Source organism: Limnohabitans lacus (assembly GCF_030053395.1).
In the GTDB taxonomy this organism is placed as follows: Bacteria; Pseudomonadota; Gammaproteobacteria; order Burkholderiales; family Burkholderiaceae_C; genus Limnohabitans_A; species Limnohabitans_A lacus.
The window spans coordinates 165,864-183,730 of the sequence record NZ_JASGBH010000003.1; the positions used below are offsets into that span (position 1 = coordinate 165,864).

Genomic DNA, 17,867 nt, shown 5'->3' on the forward strand with positions numbered 1-17,867 from the left:
TCAAGTGCGGCTGCCGGCAAAGCCGGAGGGCTTCCAGATCAGGATGCCGATCATGAAAACAAAGGGCAGCAAGACGGCGGCATCGGGCAGGTACACCGCACCGATGGCCTGCACCATGCCCAACACCAAGGCCGCGATGAAAGCGCCTGCCAAAGAGCCCAAGCCACCGATCACGACCACCACAAACGAGTCGATGATCACGTCAGAACTCATGGCCGGTGACAAGGACAGGAAGGGCGCTGCCACCACACCGGCCAGGCCCGCTAGCGCAGTGCCCAAGCCCACCACGCCGGCGCTCAGAAAGTCGGTGTTCACGCCTTGCATGGAGGTGGTCACCGGGTCGGTGCTGGCCGCCCGCACGAACAAACCCACTTTGGAAAAGCGCAACCACAGGCTCAAGCCCAGCGCCACCATCAAGCCGATCACGATCACCGACAAGCGGTAGGCCGGAACGGGGGTGCCGAACAAGTCCACACTGAAGGCCAGCGCCTCGGGCACGGGCACCGACAGATTGCTTTTGCCCCAGGTGGTTTGCACCAGGTCTTCAATCACCAGCAGCAGGCCAAAAGTGACCAGCACCACCGTCAGCGGATCGCGGTCTTGCAGCAGGCGAAAGCCATAGCGGTCCAGCAGCACACCGAACAAAGCCATGATGGCGGGTGCCGCCACCAAAGCCACCCAGAAGTTGCTGTGCAGGGAAATGGAATAACCCAAGTAAGCGCCCAGCATGTAAAGCGAGCCATGGGCAAAGTTCACCACCCGCCGCAAGCCATAAATCAGGGCCAGTCCCGAGCACATCACGATGAGCAAAGCACCGTAGACCAGGCCGTTGAACAAGTTGATCGTCAACATCTGTGTTGTCTCCTTTTAATTTTCTTCAAGGGGGCCCAGAGCCGCCTCTGGCGCACCCAAGGCGGTCCAGCCACCGTCCACCGGCAACACCGCACCGGTGATGTAGCTGGCCATGGGGGATGCCAAAAAGGCGATCACCTGAGCAATTTCTTTGGGGGCGGCCATGCGACCCATGGGCGTTCGGCGGGCAATGGCCTGTGCGTCGATCGCGCCGCGATCGACCAAGCTGGCCACCAAGGCGGTCTTCACGTAACCAGGGGCCACGGCATTCACGCGGATGCCCTGGCGCGCCCACTCGCTGGCCAGTGCCCGGGTCATGCCAAGCACACCGGCTTTGGCTGCGCAATAGGCATTGCGCCCTGGGATACCGCCAAAGCTGGCGATAGAGCCGATGTTCACAAGGGCCCCACGGTTGCCGTGTGCATCACGCGGCTGCTGGACCATCTGCGCGATCACTTGCTGAGACATCAAAAAGGCCCCTCGCAAATGCACCGCCAACACTTGGTCAAAGGCTTGGATGTCTTGCTGCAATGTCGGCGCGGTTTGGTCAGCGATCCCGGCGTTGTTGACCAGTCCATCGATGCGGCCATGCTGGGCCACCACATCGCTCACACGTGCTTTCACCTCGTCCGCGTTGGTCACATCGCAGGCCCAGCCCGAGTGCTGGGCGCCCAAGGCGCGTGCCCGCTCGGCCACCCGTGGGCCGTTCATGTCGAACAAGGCCACCGTCCACCCCGCCTGGGCCAGCTGCTGGGCCGTGGCCCAGCCAATGCCCTCGGCAGCGCCGGTCACGATGGCCAATGGGCTGCTGCTCATGCAGTGCTCCAGCAGGGCATGGGGGCTGAACGGATCAGGCGGGTCTCTTGCGCCGTGATCAGGTGCGCCGATGCTTGCAAATACGCAGGGAAGTCGGGATGGGTGTCACGTGCACGGCCACGGCGTTCATAGTCCGTCAAATCGTCGTAGCCCCACAGGTGCACAAACTGGTTTTGTGGCCCCACCAGGCTGGTGTAAAAACCCATGGGGTGGCCCAGGGTTTCCAACAAAACGGGCATGGCCAAGCGGTTGAAGACGTCCAGAAACTCCGGCATCTTGCGCAGCGCAATCGTGTAGATGCGGTGGTCCACCAAGGGCTTGATGATCGTGCTCATGTCAGGCGCCCACCTTGTCGGCGATGTGGTTGGCCGTCACATAGGCAAACACCATATTGGGTCCATGCGTGATGCCCGCAGCCGGGTAGTTGCCGCCCATGATGCTGGCGCGGTCATTGCCCACGGCGTAAAGACCTGGGATGACGGAGCCATCGTTTTTCTTGACCTCGCCGACCACCGAGGTCTGGATGCCATCGAAGCTGCCGAGGTCACCCATCAACAGTTTGACCGCATAGAACGGACCTTTTTCGACCGGTGCCACGCAGGGGTTGGGCTGGTGGTTGGGGTCGGCCAGGTAGCGGTTGAAGGCGGTGGTGCCTCGGGCATGTTGTTCGTCCACACCTTTGACGGCACCCGTGTTGTATTCGCGCACGGTCGCTTCTAGACCCGCCGCATCGATGCCGGTAACTTGGGCCAGGTCGGCCAAGGTCTTGCCCTCAAAGAGGTAACCGTTGCGGATGTATTTGCCAATGGGCATGGGCGCGGGTTTGACAAAGCCCAGCCCGTATTTGCCCAGGGTGGTCTTGTCACAGATCAACCACATCACGGTTTCCTTTTGACCCTTGCAGGCCTCGATCATCGCCACGCCCACATCGTGGTACGAGTTCGATTCGTTGGTGAAGCGCTTGCCGTTGCGCAGCACGCCGATCACGCCGGGCTTGTAGCGGTCCAACAAGTGAGGGAAGACCCCAAACTCGCCGTTGCCAAAGGGCACTTTGGACACGGGCATCCACGCGGCGGCGTCTTTGAAACGCAAGTCCACATCGGCACCGGCGGTCTCGGCCATGCGCACGCCATCACCCGTGTTGGTTTCGGGGGTGGGGGAGAGGTGTTCCCCGCCACTTTGCAGGTGCGGATAAGCCTTGGCGATGCGCTGCACGTCTTGCGGAAAGCCGCCACATGCGAGCACCACGCCGCGGCTTGCGCGGATGTCGCGGTCACCGCCTTCGCCGCCCACTTGCATGCCGACCACCTGGCCGTTCTCGGTCAACACCCGCTTGGCCGGCGTCGAGGTCAGGATCGGAATGCCCAGGTCCAGCGCCGATTGGGCCAGACGCGCGGCCAGCGCATTGCCGCTGGTCACGTTGATGGCGCGTTGGTACAGGACCAGTTCCTTGATGTGGTTGACCAACCGTTTGGCCACGTACACAAAGGAAGTCAGTGATTGGGTGAACTGGAAAAAATGCTTGAGGTCCGCATTGGACGAGTTGAACATCATGCCGATGAAGGTGATGGTCTTGAGCGGCGGCTTCAGGCGCGGCATGTCTTTGCCCAGACCCCGGATGTCATAAGGCTTGGCCAGGATGGAGCGGCCAATGGCAGCGCCGCCAGGCACATCGGGGTGGTAGTCCGGGTAGAGCGTGGGGATGAACTGCATCGCGGTCTCACGCTCGAGGAAGTCGACCATCTTGGGGCCTTGATCCAAGAAGGTCGCCACCGCCGCTTCGTCGTAATACGCGCCGGTCTCTTGCATCATGTAGGTGCGCACCGCGTCCAGCGTGTCTTGGGGGTTTTGTTGGCGGCCATGGGTGTTCAGGGGCACCCACAGCACGCCGCCCGAAAGCGCCGTGGTGCCGCCAAACACGGGTTCTTTCTCGATCACCACCACATTCAGTCCCCGCTTTTTGGCGGTGATGGCGCAGGTCAATCCTGCAGCACCAGAGCCCACCACCAACAGGTCACATGCCATCGGGTTTGTCATCTTGGTTTCCTCAAGCGGTTTGGTTGTAGCCAGGGCGCGGCACCATGTCCATCAACATGCAGGACATGCCGCCATCGACCACCAACTCGGCGCCGTTGACGTAGCCCGAGCGTGGACTGGCTAAAAAAATCGCCACATCGGCGATGTCGTGTGGCTCGCCGATGCGGCGACTGGCCGTGACGGCGGAGCGTTTGGCTTCAAAGCCAGGCTCTTCGTAAAACTTGGCCGACAAAGCGGTGCGGATCATGCCGGGGCAAATGGCGTTGCTGCGCACGCCCTGTGGACCCCATTCGACCGCCAGTTGCCGCGACATCTGCAGCACCCCAGCTTTGCTGGCGCTGTACGCACCGCTGTGGCTTTGTGGGAACAGGCCTGAGATGGAGGCGATGTTGACGATGCAGCCTTCACCCGCATCGCGCATGGCCGCGCCAAATGCGCGGGCACACAGCAGGTAACCGGTCAGGTTGACAGCCAACACGGCGTTCCAGTCATCCAGACTGACATCGGCCAACCCGCCCGAGCGCAAGAGGCCGGCGTTGTTGATCAGCGCATAGGGGGCACCCCATGTGGCCTGGACTTTTTCTGCGGCGGCCTGCACGCCTTGGGCATCGCTGATGTCACAGCTCAGGGCCATGACCTGAGCGCCCTGGTCTTGCAGCTTGACTTGCACCTTGTGCAGCCCTTGTGCGTCGCGGTCAAGCATCGCCACGCGTGCGCCGACCTGTGTCAAGCGCTCGGCCACCGAGGCCCCGATGCCGCTGGCTGCACCCGTGACCACACACACGCGGTCTTGCAGTTCAAGCCAGCTCTTGTCTCCAGTCATGTTCTTGTCCTTGTTCCTGATCTCTGTTGGAGATTGTTGGAATGGGGGGCGAATTATTTTTTGACGAATCGAACGAAGAACAGGACAATTCGTGCGGACTGGAGTGTGAAAATGGCGGTTTCTAGGGTAATCCCGAATTACGATTTGTATGGCGATTCGAGCAGCCATGAAGAATCGGCGGCATTCAATTTCGAATGGATTCCGCAGCGCTCGACCTTGTACAACTGGCTCATCCATCCCCACCGCCACGACTCCTTCATCCAGGTGCTGTACCTCACGCAAGGGCATGTGGATGTGCAAATTGAGCATGTGCAACAAACATTGCACGCGCCCTGCGTGATGCTGATCCCGGCGGGGCATGTGCACGGGTTCAGGTTTTCTCAAGACACCAACGGCCCGGTGGTCACGGCCATGCAAAAGGCGCTCGAGTCGGCAGCGGCTTTGATGATGCCGCCCTTGCTGGAGACCATACGCACGCCGCGTTTGCTCTCTTTGCAGTCGGAGATGCGCTACATCGACCAGCTCATGCCTTTGTTCATGGCGCTGGAGCAGGAGTCGCACACACCTGCGGAAGGCCAGGTGGCTGCAGGCACGTCTTTGTTGTTGGCCCTGATGGTGCAAGTCCACCGCATTTGCAAATTGTCCGAGCTGACGGACGCCCACACCCACTACAGCATCTCGCGCAAGGCCCGTCAGATCGAAAAGTTCCGCAGCCTGATCGACAAGAATTTCCGCACCGAGCACTCCTTGCAAAGCTACGCCAACCAAGTCGGCGTGACGGTGGGGCAACTCTCGCGCCTGTGTCGGGAGGTCTTGGGCAAATCGAGCCTGCAGGTCATCAATGACCGCTTGATCCAGGAAGCCCAACGCGAACTGGTTTACACCGCATTGCCCATCAAGCAATTGGCTTCTGAACTCGGTTTTGAGGACGATGCCTACTTCAGCCGCTTCTTTCGCAAACACATCGGCATCACCCCCAAGGCCTACCGAGCGAGGTCTTTGGCGCAAATGGGCGGCGATGCTCAGACCCATTTCTGAGCACCTTTTCCCATGTGGGCCTTGAGTTTGAGGTCGCAGTACATGCGGTGTACGGATGGTCCGGTCTGGCCCCAGTGCAGGTCTGGGCTGGCGCGATGCACTTGGCGCTTGTTCTGGGCCCGTTGAACGTCGAGGTTCAAAGAATCAGCCCAAGCAAAAGTGGCTTTGTCGGACATTGGATCAACGGTGCTGGAAAACAGGTTTGCGCTTGTCCAAAAAGGCATGCATGCCTTCGTGGGCGTCTTCGCTGGCAAACCGGGCGTGCAGCTCACGGCGTTCAAACAAAATGCCCTCGCTCAAACTGCTTTCGTGCGCGCGGTTGACCGCTTCCTTGATCGCCATCAGCGCAGGCAGTGAGTAGCCTGCAATTTGCGTCGCGACCTTCAGCGCGGCCGCTGGCAGTTCAGCATCTGGCACCACACGCGAGACCAGGCCATAACGGTCCGCCTCTTGCGCCGACAGCATGCGGGCCGACAGGCACATGTCCATGGCCTTGGCCTTTCCAATGGCGCGTGGCAGGCGCTGCGTACCGCCTGCGCCAGGCAGCATGGCCAGTTTGATTTCGGGCAGCGCAAACTGGGCCGATTCGGCCGCGATGATGATGTCGCAGGCTAGGGCCAACTCGCAGCCGCCGCCCATGGCGTAACCGGCCACCGCCGCAATGACGGGCTTGCGCACTTGGCGAATGGTTTCCCAGTTGCGGGTGATGAAGCCCCTCTGGTAAACATCCATGTAGGACCAGTTGGCCATCACGGCAATGTCCGCTCCAGCGGCAAAGGCTTTGTCGCTGCCGGTGATGAGGATGGCACCGATCTCGGTGTTGGCGTCAAAGTCCAGCAGCGCAGTGCCCAGGGCGTCCATCAATTCATCGTTGAGCGCGTTCAGTTGCGCCGGTCGATTCAGTCGGATCATGCCCACCCGGCCATGGATTTCGGTCAGGATGGTGGCGCGGGCCAGGTTGGCAGTTGCTTCGGACATGGTGCGTTTTTTCTTCGCTTTAGCGTGGGCTCAGCATCGCTTTGAGTTGTTCACGCAACTTGAATTTTTGGATCTTCCCCGAGGGGGTGGCGGGCATGGCATCCACCAGATCCAGGCGCTCAGGGATGTACTGCGTCGCGACCTTTTGCGCTTTGAGGTAATCGACCATGGTGGGCATGTCAAAGCTTTGGCCGGGCTTGGTCACCACCACGGCGCAGGCGCGTTCGCCCAGGCGCTCGTCGGGGTAGGCCACGATGGCGGCCATGGCCACAGCTGGGTGCTTGTAGAGCAGCGACTCGATCTCGACCACGGGGATGTTTTCACCGCCACGGATGATCACGTCCTTGCTGCGGCCGGTGATGCGGACATAGCCTTGCGCGTCGATGCGGGCCAGATCGCCCGTGTCGAACCAGCCTTCGGCGTTGGTGCCATTGAGGTGCTGTCGCTTGAGGTATCCGCCAAAGTTGGAGCAAGAGCGCAGGTACAACTTGCCTGCGTGACCGGCCGGCAGGGCGGGGCCAGAGGCATCGATCTCCACCACTTTGAGTTCTACACCGGGCAAGGGCAGACCATCGGTGGTGAAAGCGCGTTCGTCCGGGTCGTTCAGTTCGATCAGCGTGACGGCACCGTTCTCGCTCATGCCCCAGGCGGACACGATCTTGGTGCCCAGGGCAGCACGGGCCTGCTCCACCAGCGGGCCGGGAATCGGTGCACCGGCGCACAGGAAGGTTTTGAGCGTGGGCACAGGGGTCTTGCCTTCGGCAACCGCGCGGGTCAAGTCGGTCAGGAAGGGCGTGGAGGCCATGGTGAAGCTGGCCTTTTCGGTGTTGATGACTTCGACCGCTTTCTTGGGCTCCCAGATGTCTTGCAGCACGGCGCTGGCTTTGAGCATGATGGGCATCATCAGGCCGTACATGAAGCCGGTCTGGTGCGCCATGGGCGAGGCCATCAGCACCACGTCTTCGGCATCGAGTTGCAAGCGCTGTGCGTAGGGGATGATGTTGGCCATCACGGTGTTGGCCGAGTGCATCACGCCCTTGGGCTCACCGGTGGTGCCCGAGGTGTAGATCAGTTGGGTGATGTCGTCGGGGCCGGGGCGGTGTGCGCTCAAGATGCTGGCGGCATCGGGCTCGTTTTCCCAGGCGGGGCCGCTGAGCAGGGCTTCGAAGCTGTTGGCGCCTTGCCCGTCCACGGCCACGATGTGCTTCAGATCGGGCAAGCCTGGCTGAATGGCCGTGATCATTTGTTCGAAGTCAAATCCTCGGAAGGTTTTGGGTGCAATGATGACCTTGGCTTCGCCATGTTGGAGCATGAAGTTCAGCTCGCGCTCGCGGAAGATGTGCATCAGCGGGTTGATCACCGCACCGATGCGCGAGCAGGCCAGGTAGGTCACGGTGAATTGCCACCAGTTGGGCAGTTGGCAGGCCACCACATCGTTCTTTTGCACGCCCAAGCGGCTCAGGCCCACGGCCACGCGGTCGGCCATTTGCGCCAGTTCGCGATAGGTGAAGCGGCGCACATCGCCCGCATCCACGCGGTAAGCGGTCAAAGCCAGCTTGTCAGGGCAGGCCGCCAGGCAGGCGTCCAGGTCCTGGTTGATGGTGCGGTCATGCCACAAGCCTTGCGCGATCATGGTGGCGCGTCGGGCGGGCAATAAAACGGCATCGAATTCCATGTGGGTCTCCTTGGGGTGGATGAAATTTTTTAGTTGTTGGGGGGCTCAGGCGGGCACGTTTTTGCGGCCTGCACGGGTGCGCGCAATGATGGTTTTCATGATCTGCGCTGTGCCGTCTCCGATCTGGAAACCCAGCACATCGCGCAGGCGCTGCTCCATCAGGCCGCGGTCGTAACCCCCATGGCCAAAGCACAGCAGGCACTGGTGGATCACGTCATAGGCCAGCTTGGGGCCCCACCACTTGGCCATGCCGGCCTCGGCGGAGTGGGGCAGGCCCTGGTCCTTGAGCCATAAGCCTTGAAGGCAAACCAGTCGGGCGCCTTCGACTTCGGTGTCGTACTGAGCCAAGGGGTGCGTCACGCCCTGGAAAGCCGACAGCGGTTGGCCAAAGGCCTGGCGCTGGGTGATGTATTCCCAGGCTTCGTCCAGCGCGGCTCGGGCCACGGCCAGGCATTGCAAGCCGATCAGTGATCGCGAGTAGTCAAAGCCGTGCATGACCTGGACAAAGCCTTTGTTCTCATCGCCCAGGCGGTGGCTCGCGGGCACGCGCACGTTTTCAAAAAAGATGGAGCCGCGGCCGATCGAGCGCTGGCCATGGCAGTCAAAGCGGCTGGTGGTCAAACCGGGCGTGTCCATGGGCACCAGCAAGGCGGTCACGCCGTGCGCGCCCGACTCGGGTGTGCCAGTGCGGCCAAAGACCACGGTGATGTCGGCCTGGTCGGCTGCCGAGATCGAGGTTTTTTCGCCGTTGATGACATAAAAATCACCATCACGCTCTACCCTCAGTCGCAGGTTGGCCGCATCGGAGCCGCCTCGCGGCTCGGTCAGCGCAATCGCGCAAATGGCACGGCCTTCGCGGATCTTGTCGAGCCAAGGGCGCACCACTTCGGGATGGCCGTACTTGTAGAGGATCTGGCTGTTGAGCGAGGCCAGCAGGTTCAGGTACGAGAAGCTCAGGTCGGCGCGGGCGATTTCCTCGTGGATCACACCTGCGGCCACACAGCCCATGCCCAAACCGCCGAAAGCTTCGGGCACTTCGGGACAGATGAAACCCAACTCGCCCATCTCGCGCAGCAAGGCGCGGTCAAACTCGCGGGTCTTGTCGCGCTCCAGAAAGCCGGGTTTGATTTTTTCATCGGCAAAGCGGCGCACGGTTTCGGCCAGCGCCTGCAGGTCTTCGTTGATGTAGGGGTTCGGGTTCATCGGACGTCCTCGGTTTGTGCTTTTACTTGGCGTACTTGCGGAAGTCGGGCTTGCGCTTTTCCTGCAAGGCCTTCACGCCTTCGCGCGACTCTTCGGTGTCGTAATACAGCTTGAGTGCGTACATGCCCATGCCCGCAATGCCCGACTGGTGCGCGGTGTCCATGTTGAAGCTGCGCTTGGCAATGGCAATGGCGGTGGGGCTGCGCTCGCAAATCGTCTCGGCCCATTCCTGCACCGTGGCGTCGAGCTGTTCGTGCGGCACGCAGATGTTGGCCAGGCCCATGTCCACCGCTTCTTGGCCCGAGTAACGCTTGTTGAGGTACCAGATCTCGCGCGCTTTTTTCTCGCCGACCACACGCGCCAAAAAGGCGGTGCCGTAGCCGGGATCGACCGAGCCCATCTTGGGGCCGACCTGGCCGAAGATGGCTTTTTCGGAGCAAATCGTCAGGTCACAAATCGTGCACAGCACGTTGCCGCCACCGATCGCAAAGCCCTGCACGCGGGCAATGACAGGCTTGGGCACGTCGCGGATCGCGGTGTGCAGCTCTTCCATGGGTAGGCCAATGGTGCCGCGACCGTCGTAGTTGCCGTCGTGTGCGGACTGGTCGCCGCCGGTGCAAAACGCGCGCTCGCCGGCACCTGCCAGCACGATGCAGCCGATGTCGCGGTCGTAGCCGGCTTTGTTCAGGGCCTTGATGATCTCGTCGCAGGTGGTGCCGCGAAAGGCGTTCATCTTTTCGGGACGGTTGATCGTGATCCAGGCCACGCCGTTGCGGTTTTCGTACAGGATGTCTTCGAATTGCATGGGATGCTCCAAATGAGTTTGAGGTCGGCCGATCAGCCGTGCATGGTCAAGCCACCCGACACGCTGATGACCTGGCCGGTGATGAAGGACGCGTCATCGCTGCCAAAGAAAGCGATGGCGCTGGCCAGATCGTCGGGTTGGCCCAGGCGACCCAGTGGGATGGCGCTGCGGAAAGCTTCGATCAGCTTGGCCGGGTCGCGCGCACCTTCGGCCACACCGGCCAGCAAGGCGGTGTCGGTGGGGCCGGGGCAGACCACGTTGACGGTGATGTTGTGGCGGGCGTGTTCGCGGGCCAAGGTTTTGGACAGGGCGACCAAACCGCCTTTGCAGGCGGCGTACACCGCTTCGCCAGAGGAGCCACCACGTGCGGCGTCAGAGGCGATGTTGACGATGCGGCCGTAGTTGCGCGCCACCATGCCGGGCAAGACGGCGTGGTGCATGTGCAATGCGCCCGTGAGGTTGATGGCGATCAGTTTGTCCCACTCTGAGGGCACGGTTTTGACGAAGGGCTTGAACACATCCCAACCGGCGTTGTTGACCAGCACATCGATCGGGCCCAGCTGGGCTTCGGTGTCGGCCACGGCGGCGTCGACTTGGGCGCGGTCTGTGATGTTGCAGGCGAAAGCGGCCGCGACGCCGCCAGAGGCTTGGATCGCGTCGGCCACTTTTTGGGCGGCTTCCATGTTCATGTCGAATACCGCGACTTTGGCGCCTTCTGCGGCCAGGCGGCGGCACGTCGCCCCGCCGATGCCGCCACCGCCACCGGTCACAATCACTGTTTTGCCTTCGAGGTTTTTCATTTTTTCTCCTATTGAGATAAAGGGTTTGCGTTTGGCGTTTTGTCCAACATATGACAACATGTTGACTTATTATGTGTTTGGTTTAAACTGCTCTGCAAGATTTTTTGGCTTTCATTAGCCTATCGTTTTCCCTATGAAAAAAACTGTTGACGCTCGGATGGAGATGGCCAATCGCATCTTTTTCAAGTTGTATCAATGTGCCAACATGTTGCATAAAACAGGCAGCAGGGCGGTGCAAAGTGAAGGCTTGACCACGCAGCAGTGGGCGGTGCTGGGCGCTTTGTCGCGGCCAGAGGCGGCTCAAGGCATGGGCGTGGGCGAGTTGGCGCGTTACCTGATGGTGAGTCGGCAAAACCTGTCCGGCTTGATCACCCGCATGGCGCGTGACGGGCACATCGAAATGGGCACCGATGGACGTGATCGCCGCTCGCGCTTGGTGGTGATGACCGAGTCAGGTCGGCACGTCTGGCTCGATTTGGCGCAGCCCAAAATCAAGGCCTATTACGAACAGGTGCTGCAAGATTTCTCGATGGGCGACATGGCCCACACCCTGCATTACTTCTTGAAGCTGCTGGACAACATGGAAAAAATTGACCACAGCGCACCCGAAGAAGAGTCGGCGCCCGATTGATGGCGTGAAGGGCGCACACCGGCGGTGTTCGCGTCTATACTCCGCCAAATGAACCAACCGGTACATTCCGCCAAACCCAAGCCCTCCGAGGTGCCCATCACGCGTGAGACGGGGCGCACCAATGACCCGGCACGCACCATGGCGGGCATTTTGGAGGTGGCCACCCACGAGTTTGCGGACAAGGGGCTGACCGGTGCCCGCATCGACGAGATCGCGGCGGCCACGCGCACCAGCAAGCGCATGATCTATTACTACTTCGGCAGCAAAGACGGCCTTTATTTGGCGGTGCTCGAAGAAGCTTATCGCCGCATGCGCGCGATCGAAGCCGATTTGCATCTGGACGATCTGGCGCCCCTTGCAGCGCTGCGCACCCTGGTGGAGTTCACCTACGACCACCACCGCGACAACGAAGACTTCATTCGCTTGGTGATGAACGAGAACATCCAGCGGGGCGATTATTTGCGCCAGAGCCAAAACATCCAGTCGCTCAATTCGATTGCCATCCAATCTTTGCAGGCGGTCTATGCACGCGGGGTGGCGCAGGGCGTGTTCAGGCCGGGGCTGGACCCGGTGGACATCCATTCGGCGATTTCAGCCTTCACGTTTTTCAACGTCTCCAACCGCCACACCTTTGGCGTGATCTTCAAAGACAAAGCCAGCCAGGGCAAGGCCGAGACGCTCAAGCGCGAGCACGTGGTCGAGCTGGTCTTGCGTTTTGTCTGCCATTCCGTTTCGGCATAACAGCTAGGGCGACGTATTTTTCGCGCATACGGGTTATCCCTGTGTTCTAAAAACTAACCAGTTCGTACATTATGAGCAATGCTTCTTGGGAGATGTGTGGTGGTTCAAAAATTCATTGAGGGGTTTTGCAAAGCCCTGAATGTCGTCATTGCCCTGTGTTTGGCCGTGATGGTGGTGCTGGTGTTTGGCAATGTGGTCATGCGCTATGGCTTCAACTCGGGCATCACTTTGTCCGAAGAGCTGTCTCGTTGGTTGTTTGTCTGGATGACTTTCATGGGGGCGGTGATTGCCCTCAAAGAGCACGGCCATCTGGGCACCGACATGTTGGTGGGCAAGCTGGGCCCGAGCGGCAAAAAGGTTTGCTTGGCCATTTCTTACCTGGCCATGTTGTTCATTTGCTGGTTGTTGTTCAGTGGCGCCTACCAGCAGACCGTGATCAATCTGGGCAGCACCAGCGCCGTGATGGAGGTGTCCATGGCCTGGATTTATGCACCCGGTGTGGTGTTTGCGGTGCTGGGCGGCTTGATTTTGCTGACCGAGTTGTTTCGCTTGCTCACCGGGCAGGTGCGCGATGAAGACCTGGTCATGATTCAGGAATCCGAAGAGTCGCCGCATGGCAGCCACAAAGCCTGAGCGCAGGAGAGACTGACATGACGATTGCTATTTTTGTTTTTTCCTTGCTCGGTGCCATGGCCATTGGCATCCCGATCGCGTTTTCTCTCTTGATCTGTGGTGTGGCGCTGATGTGGCACATGGACATGTTCGACGCCCAGATCCTGGCGCAAAACCTGCTCGAGGGCTCCAACAGCTTTCCTTTGTTGGCTGTGCCGTTTTTCATGCTGGCGGGCGAGATCATGAACGCGGGCGGCTTGTCGCGCCGTATCGTGAACTTTGCCATGGCCTGCGTGGGCCACATCAAAGGCGGTCTGGGTTATGTGACCATCATGGCTGCCGTGATCATGGCGGCGCTGTCCGGCTCGGCCGTGGCCGATGCGGCGGCCCTGGCCTCGCTGCTTTTGCCCATGATGGTGGCTGCGGGCCATGACAAGGCCCGATCGGCTGGCCTGATCGCCTCGGCCGGCATCATCGCGCCGGTGATTCCCCCCAGCATTGGCTTTGTGATCTTTGGCGTGGCGGGCAATGTGTCCATTTCCAAATTGTTCATGGCGGGGATCGCGCCCGGCATCATGCTGGGTGCATCGCTGTGGGTCACCTGGTGGTGGTTGGCGCGGCGCGAAGTGGTGCAGGTGCCCCCGCGCAAATCCATGGGTGAAATCATGGTGGCCATGCGCGAGGCGACCTGGGCTTTGGTGCTGCCGCTCATCGTGGTGTTTGGCCTGAAGTTTGGGGTGTTCACCCCGACGGAAGCGGCGGTGGTGGCGGCCGTCTATGCCTTGCTGATTTCCACCTTCATTTACCGCGAGTTGAGCCTGAAAGACCTGTACCCGCTGTTTGTGAACTCGGCCAAGACGAGCGCGATCGTGATGTTTTTGGTGGCCGCCGCCATGGTGTCGGCCTGGTTGATCACGGTCGCCAATTTGCCGGCCGAGTTGATCGCTTTGCTGCAGCCCCTGCTCGACAGCCCTCGTTTGCTGATGCTGACGATCATGGTCATCACCATGGTGGTGGGCACGGCGCTCGACATGACGCCCACCATTTTGTTGCTGACCCCGGTGCTGATGCCTGTGGTCAAGGCCGCAGGCATTGACCCGGTTTACTTCGGCGTCTTGTTCATCATCAACAACGCGATTGGTTTGATCACCCCGCCCGTGGGCACCGTGCTCAACGCGGTGGCCGGTGTGGGCAAAGTCAGCATGGATGAAGTCACACGGGGTGTGATGCCTTTCATGATCGCCCAGTTCACCATCATGTTTGCCATGGTGGCCTTCCCTGCGCTGGTGATGGTGCCGGCGCGTTGGTTCTATTGATTTTCGGTGAGGTCGTCTGATCGGGTACGCCTGACGACCTGCCCCTTGATGCACAGCGTACGTCCTTCTTTTTTCTGGAGACAACTCATGAAACGTGTATTCATCAAATCCCTGATCGCCAGCGTGGCCTTGGCCGCAGCCGGCGTGGCATCGGCTCAAGACAAGACCATCAAGTTCGCTAACCAGAACGCAGCGGGTCACCCCATCGTGCTGGGCATGGAGAAATTCAAGGAAATCGTCGAGAAAAACTCTGGCGGCAAGATCAAGGTCAACGTGTTCCCCGGCGGCGCCTTGGGCAGCGACCAAGCCAACGTGTCGGCCATCCAGGGGGGCACTTTGGAGATGGCCTCGATGAACTCGGGCATCTTCGCTTCGCAGGTCAAGGAATTTGCCATTTTTGACTTCCCCTTCATGTTCGCCAGTGGCAAAGAAGCCGACGCGGCTGTGGACGGCGCTTTCGGTAAAAAGCTGCACGCCAAGCTGGAAGAAAAAGGGATGATTGGTCTGGCGTATTACGAGCTGGGTTTTCGCAACATCACCAACAGCAAGCGCGCCATCAACAAGGTGGAAGACCTCGAAGGCCTCAAGCTGCGCGTGATCCCCAACCCGATCAACGTGGATTGGGTCAAGGCTTTGGGCGCCAACCCCACACCACTGCCATTCCCTGAGCTGTACGCGGCGCTGGAACAAAAAGCCGTGGACGGCCAGGAAAACCCTGTGGCCACCATCAACGGCGCCAAGTTGTACGAAGTGCAAAAACACCTGGCTTTGACCGGTCACCAGTACAACCCCCAGTCGGTCATCATCAGCAAGAAGTTCTGGGAAAAGCTGTCGGCTGCCGAGAAGAAAATCGTGGCCGATGCCGCCATCGAATCGGCCAAGTTCCAACGCGAAAAGGCCCGTGCGCTGGAAGCCAGCATCACCGAAAACCTGAAGAAAAACGGCATGCAAGTGACCCAGTTGCCTGAAGCCGAAATGGCCAAGCTGCGCGACAAAATGCGCCCTGTGACTGCCAAGTACGGTGTCACCGTGGGTCAAGACCTGGTCAAGGAACTGCAAGCTGAAATCGAAAAGGTGCGTTCGGCCGCTGCGGCCCCCGCCAAGAAATCGGGTAAATAATCAGGGATCGGGCTTCGCCAAAATCTGGCGAAGCCTCCCCCGTTGACCAAAGGAAGTCCCATGAAAGTCTTGATGCTGCACGGCGTGAACCACAACATGTTCGGCAAACGCGACCCCAAGCAGTACGGCACCATCACCCTCGATGAAATCAATGCCAACTTGCAAAAGCTGGGCCAAGAGCTGGGTGCCCAGGTCGAGTGCTACCAGACTAACCATGAAGGTGACATGTGTGAGCGCATTCACCAGGCTTACTTTGACAACGTGGACGCGGTGCTGATCAACGCCGGTGCATGGACCCATTACAGCTACGCCATCCGCGATGCGCTGGCTGTCTTGACCTGCCCGATCGTGGAGCTGCACATGTCCAACATCCACGCCCGCGAAGAATTCCGTCACAAGTCGGTCTTCGCCGAAATCGTCAAAGGCCAGATCTGTGGCTTTGGCGCTGACAGCTATTTGCTGGCGCTGCGTGCAGGCGTGTCTGCCGCACAAGCCGCTGGCTGACAGCCCGCCTGCTCAGCTCCGCTGGGCAAGCATGGGTGAAAACCCTTTTTACGTTCAATGATCGCACGTGAATGCGCGATCAACGGATTGCTGTTGCCCGATCGATGATCTGATTGGCCTTGCGGGCCAGGACAATCACGGCCGGAAAGCAGTGAACCCCATTGGCAACAGCAATGATCAACGGCAACACAGAGCTCATCGCGCACATCGGCTACCCGACGCACACCTTCAAGTCGCCGATGATTTACAACCCCTACTTTGAGGCCTCAGGCATCAACGCCGTGGTGGTGCCCATGGGCTGCAAGCCCGAAAACTACCCCCAGTTTCTGAGGGCGGTGTTCACGCTGGAGAACATCCGTGGCGCACTGATCACCATGCCGCACAAAGTCAGCACCGTGGGTTTGCTCGACGAAGTCACCGCCACCGTGCGTGTGGCCGGCGCCTGCAATGCGGTCAAGCGCTTGGCCGATGGCCGCCTGGTGGGCGACATGTTCGACGGCGCAGGCTTTGTGCGCGGTGTGCAGCGCAAGGGCCTTGACCTGACGGGCCAACGCGTGCTGGTGGTGGGCACCGGCGGCGTGGGCTGTGCGATTGCCGCTTCCTTGGCGGGCGCAGGCATTGCGGCCATCAGCCTTTTTGATGTGAACACCGCCAGCTGTGAGGCCTTGGCCCAGCGCTTGAAAACGCATTACCCCCAAATCGAGGTGTGCACCGGCTCGAACGATCCGGCCGATCACGACCTGGTCGTCAACGCCACGCCCATGGGCATGAACGAAGGCGACCCTCTGCCCATGGATGTCTCGCGCCTGTCGCCCGCGACCTTTGTGGGCGAGGTGGTCATGAAGGCCGAGACCACCGCATTTTTGGCCGCTGCACAAGCACGCGGTTGCCGCACCCAGGTGGGCACGGATATGCTGTACGAACAGATCCCGGCTTATCTGGAATATTTCGGCTTGCCCACCACCACCGCAGAAGTCCTGCGCCGTGGTGCCCAGTTGCGCTATTGAACCTGAACACATGGCCTTACGGAGTGCACAGATGACCTTGAACAAAGTGGATCGCGAAGCCGTCCCCGACATGCCCAACCGTTTGGGCATCGCGGGCATTGAATTCATCGAGTACGCCACCAGCCGCCCGCAGGCGCTGGGCCAGGTGCTGGAGAACATGGGCTTTCGGCCCGTGGCGCGGCACCGCTCGCGCGAGGTGACTTTGTACCGCCAAGGCACCATGAACCTGGTGGTCAACGCCAGCCCCGACGATGCGCGCGTGAGCGGCACGGTGGACGGTCAGCCCGTGATTTCTGCGGTGGCGTTTCGTGTGCAAGATGCCCTCAAGGCGCACAACCGTTGCATGGAGCTGGGCGCTTGGAGCGTGGGCAGCCATGCGCAAGCGATGGAGCTGCACATCCCGGCCATCCACGGCCCGGGCGGCAGCCGCTTTTACTTTGTGGACCGCTGGCAAGAGTTCTCGATCTACGACATCGACTTCAAGCCCATCCCCACGGTGGACCCCAACCCGCCGGCCTTGGCGGGCATGAGCTACTTCGGTGTGGTGCAGTACATCGGCGCGGCCCGCAGCGCCGACTGGCAGACCTATTACGAACACATGTTCGACTTCAGCAGCATCCCCGACGAAGAGCGCTTTGGCATTTTGCCCAAGGGCAAGCTGATGAAGAGCCCCTGCGGCACCTTCTTATGGCAGCTGATCGAGCCCGAGCCCTGGATGGACAGCGATGAAAGCCCCGAGTGCTTGCAGCGCATTGGCTTTGGTGTGCCCAACGTGGCCGAGGCCGTGGCGGCCCTCAAGGCCCGGGGTGTGGAGTTTGTCGAGTCCACCCAGTTGCATCCCGAAGACCGGGGGGCGTTGACCCGCGCTGCGCTGGGTTCGGTGGCTTTCGAGCTGGTGCACAAGTGAGGC

19 protein-coding genes are annotated in these 17,867 nt (G+C 60.5%); 9 read left to right on the forward strand and 10 right to left on the reverse strand.

Translation table 11 applies throughout. From position 1 onward, the window contains the following. From QLQ16_RS05360 to QLQ16_RS05380, 5 genes are read right to left on the reverse strand one after another with little or no spacing between them, the layout of a single operon-like run. On the reverse strand, positions 1-852 hold the full coding sequence (locus tag QLQ16_RS05360; protein ID WP_283223663.1) for a branched-chain amino acid ABC transporter permease: 852 nt from the start codon (positions 850-852) through the stop codon (positions 1-3). Between the two features lie 15 nt (positions 853-867). Continuing rightward, positions 868-1,668 (reverse strand): SDR family NAD(P)-dependent oxidoreductase, encoded by an 801-nt coding sequence (locus tag QLQ16_RS05365; protein WP_283223664.1) that lies wholly within the window; start codon positions 1,666-1,668, stop codon positions 868-870. Continuing rightward, complete coding sequence (locus tag QLQ16_RS05370; RefSeq protein WP_283223665.1) at positions 1,665-2,003, reverse strand: NIPSNAP family protein; 339 nt, start codon at positions 2,001-2,003, stop codon at positions 1,665-1,667. Before QLQ16_RS05370 ends, QLQ16_RS05365 begins: the two co-directional genes overlap by 4 nt. Position 2,004: 1 nt before the next feature. After that, the gene (locus tag QLQ16_RS05375) at positions 2,005-3,705 is read right to left on the reverse strand and encodes an FAD-dependent oxidoreductase (RefSeq protein WP_283223666.1); all 1,701 of its coding nucleotides are present in this window, start codon (positions 3,703-3,705) and stop codon (positions 2,005-2,007) included. A 10-nt stretch (positions 3,706-3,715) separates the two neighbouring features. Further along, complete coding sequence (locus tag QLQ16_RS05380; RefSeq protein WP_283223667.1) at positions 3,716-4,528, reverse strand: SDR family NAD(P)-dependent oxidoreductase; 813 nt, start codon at positions 4,526-4,528, stop codon at positions 3,716-3,718. Between the two features lie 111 nt (positions 4,529-4,639). Between QLQ16_RS05380 and QLQ16_RS05385 the strand changes: the two genes are divergently transcribed. Then, positions 4,640-5,566: a helix-turn-helix domain-containing protein gene (locus QLQ16_RS05385; protein WP_283223668.1), complete on the forward strand. Its 927-nt coding sequence runs from the start codon at positions 4,640-4,642 to the stop codon at positions 5,564-5,566. 180 nt (positions 5,567-5,746) lie between these two features. Here the strand turns inward: QLQ16_RS05385 and QLQ16_RS05390 are convergent, their stop codons facing one another. The 5 genes from QLQ16_RS05390 to badH are packed head-to-tail and all read right to left on the reverse strand — an operon-like array spanning position 5,747 to position 11,027. Then, positions 5,747-6,544: an enoyl-CoA hydratase gene (locus QLQ16_RS05390; RefSeq protein WP_431310381.1), complete on the reverse strand. Its 798-nt coding sequence runs from the start codon at positions 6,542-6,544 to the stop codon at positions 5,747-5,749. Between the two features lie 19 nt (positions 6,545-6,563). Then, the gene (gene aliA / locus QLQ16_RS05395; protein ID WP_283223669.1) at positions 6,564-8,219 is read right to left on the reverse strand and encodes a cyclohexanecarboxylate-CoA ligase; all 1,656 of its coding nucleotides are present in this window, start codon (positions 8,217-8,219) and stop codon (positions 6,564-6,566) included. Between the two features lie 45 nt (positions 8,220-8,264). Beyond that, positions 8,265-9,422 carry a cyclohexanecarboxyl-CoA dehydrogenase gene (gene aliB, locus QLQ16_RS05400; protein ID WP_283223670.1) on the reverse strand — a complete coding sequence of 386 codons (1,158 nt, stop codon included), beginning with the start codon at positions 9,420-9,422 and terminating at the stop codon, positions 8,265-8,267. 22 nt (positions 9,423-9,444) lie between these two features. Continuing rightward, positions 9,445-10,227, reverse strand: a complete 783-nt coding sequence (gene badI, locus QLQ16_RS05405; RefSeq protein ID WP_283223671.1) for a 2-ketocyclohexanecarboxyl-CoA hydrolase — start codon at positions 10,225-10,227, stop codon at positions 9,445-9,447. Between the two features lie 32 nt (positions 10,228-10,259). Then, positions 10,260-11,027 (reverse strand): 2-hydroxycyclohexanecarboxyl-CoA dehydrogenase, encoded by a 768-nt coding sequence (gene badH, locus QLQ16_RS05410; protein ID WP_283223672.1) that lies wholly within the window; start codon positions 11,025-11,027, stop codon positions 10,260-10,262. Positions 11,028-11,160: 133 nt separating this feature from the next. Here badH and QLQ16_RS05415 point away from each other — a divergent pair, with 133 nt between their 5' ends. The 8 genes from QLQ16_RS05415 (at position 11,161) to QLQ16_RS05450 (ending at position 17,864) form a co-directional block, all read left to right on the forward strand. Then, a complete protein-coding gene (locus QLQ16_RS05415) occupies positions 11,161-11,658 on the forward strand; it encodes a MarR family winged helix-turn-helix transcriptional regulator (RefSeq protein ID WP_431310382.1) in 498 nt (165 codons plus the stop codon). A gap of 48 nt (positions 11,659-11,706) precedes the next feature. Then, entirely contained in the window at positions 11,707-12,399 is a 693-nt protein-coding gene (locus QLQ16_RS05420) for a TetR/AcrR family transcriptional regulator (RefSeq protein ID WP_283223673.1), read from the forward strand. Positions 12,400-12,498: 99 nt separating this feature from the next. Further along, complete coding sequence (locus QLQ16_RS05425; protein WP_283223674.1) at positions 12,499-13,032, forward strand: TRAP transporter small permease; 534 nt, start codon at positions 12,499-12,501, stop codon at positions 13,030-13,032. A gap of 17 nt (positions 13,033-13,049) precedes the next feature. Further along, entirely contained in the window at positions 13,050-14,327 is a 1,278-nt protein-coding gene (locus QLQ16_RS05430; protein WP_283223675.1) for a TRAP transporter large permease subunit, read from the forward strand. An 87-nt stretch (positions 14,328-14,414) separates the two neighbouring features. Then, positions 14,415-15,446: a TRAP transporter substrate-binding protein gene (locus tag QLQ16_RS05435; protein ID WP_283223676.1), complete on the forward strand. Its 1,032-nt coding sequence runs from the start codon at positions 14,415-14,417 to the stop codon at positions 15,444-15,446. A gap of 60 nt (positions 15,447-15,506) precedes the next feature. Beyond that, positions 15,507-15,950, forward strand: coding sequence for a type II 3-dehydroquinate dehydratase (aroQ, locus tag QLQ16_RS05440; protein ID WP_283223677.1), 444 nt, complete (start codon positions 15,507-15,509; stop codon positions 15,948-15,950). Positions 15,951-16,123: 173 nt separating this feature from the next. Then, positions 16,124-16,957, forward strand: a complete 834-nt coding sequence (locus QLQ16_RS05445) for a shikimate dehydrogenase family protein (RefSeq protein WP_283223678.1) — start codon at positions 16,124-16,126, stop codon at positions 16,955-16,957. 31 nt (positions 16,958-16,988) lie between these two features. Further along, positions 16,989-17,864: a 4-hydroxyphenylpyruvate dioxygenase gene (locus tag QLQ16_RS05450; protein WP_283223679.1), complete on the forward strand. Its 876-nt coding sequence runs from the start codon at positions 16,989-16,991 to the stop codon at positions 17,862-17,864. Positions 17,865-17,867 lie beyond the last annotated feature (3 nt).

What these genes read in the sequence shown, in the direction of transcription:
- QLQ16_RS05365 (WP_283223664.1), bottom strand. Translation starts at nt 1,668, where the DNA reads ATGAGCAGCAGCCCATTGGCCATCGTGACCGGCGCTGCCGAGGGCATT.
- badI (WP_283223671.1), bottom strand. Translation starts at nt 10,227, where the DNA reads ATGCAATTCGAAGACATCCTGTACGAAAACCGCAACGGCGTGGCCTGG.
- QLQ16_RS05415 (WP_431310382.1), top strand. Translation starts at nt 11,161, where the DNA reads ATGAAAAAAACTGTTGACGCTCGGATGGAGATGGCCAATCGCATCTTT.
- aliA (WP_283223669.1), bottom strand. Translation starts at nt 8,219, where the DNA reads ATGGAATTCGATGCCGTTTTATTGCCCGCCCGACGCGCCACCATGATC.
- badH (WP_283223672.1), bottom strand. Translation starts at nt 11,027, where the DNA reads ATGAAAAACCTCGAAGGCAAAACAGTGATTGTGACCGGTGGCGGTGGC.
- QLQ16_RS05390 (WP_431310381.1), bottom strand. Translation starts at nt 6,544, where the DNA reads ATGTCCGAAGCAACTGCCAACCTGGCCCGCGCCACCATCCTGACCGAA.
- aroQ (WP_283223677.1), top strand. Translation starts at nt 15,507, where the DNA reads ATGAAAGTCTTGATGCTGCACGGCGTGAACCACAACATGTTCGGCAAA.
- QLQ16_RS05360 (WP_283223663.1), bottom strand. Translation starts at nt 852, where the DNA reads ATGTTGACGATCAACTTGTTCAACGGCCTGGTCTACGGTGCTTTGCTC.
- aliB (WP_283223670.1), bottom strand. Translation starts at nt 9,422, where the DNA reads ATGAACCCGAACCCCTACATCAACGAAGACCTGCAGGCGCTGGCCGAA.
- QLQ16_RS05385 (WP_283223668.1), top strand. Translation starts at nt 4,640, where the DNA reads ATGGCGGTTTCTAGGGTAATCCCGAATTACGATTTGTATGGCGATTCG.
- QLQ16_RS05430 (WP_283223675.1), top strand. Translation starts at nt 13,050, where the DNA reads ATGACGATTGCTATTTTTGTTTTTTCCTTGCTCGGTGCCATGGCCATT.
- QLQ16_RS05445 (WP_283223678.1), top strand. Translation starts at nt 16,124, where the DNA reads ATGATCAACGGCAACACAGAGCTCATCGCGCACATCGGCTACCCGACG.
- QLQ16_RS05435 (WP_283223676.1), top strand. Translation starts at nt 14,415, where the DNA reads ATGAAACGTGTATTCATCAAATCCCTGATCGCCAGCGTGGCCTTGGCC.
- QLQ16_RS05375 (WP_283223666.1), bottom strand. Translation starts at nt 3,705, where the DNA reads ATGACAAACCCGATGGCATGTGACCTGTTGGTGGTGGGCTCTGGTGCT.
- QLQ16_RS05450 (WP_283223679.1), top strand. Translation starts at nt 16,989, where the DNA reads ATGACCTTGAACAAAGTGGATCGCGAAGCCGTCCCCGACATGCCCAAC.
- QLQ16_RS05380 (WP_283223667.1), bottom strand. Translation starts at nt 4,528, where the DNA reads ATGACTGGAGACAAGAGCTGGCTTGAACTGCAAGACCGCGTGTGTGTG.
- QLQ16_RS05370 (WP_283223665.1), bottom strand. Translation starts at nt 2,003, where the DNA reads ATGAGCACGATCATCAAGCCCTTGGTGGACCACCGCATCTACACGATT.
- QLQ16_RS05420 (WP_283223673.1), top strand. Translation starts at nt 11,707, where the DNA reads ATGAACCAACCGGTACATTCCGCCAAACCCAAGCCCTCCGAGGTGCCC.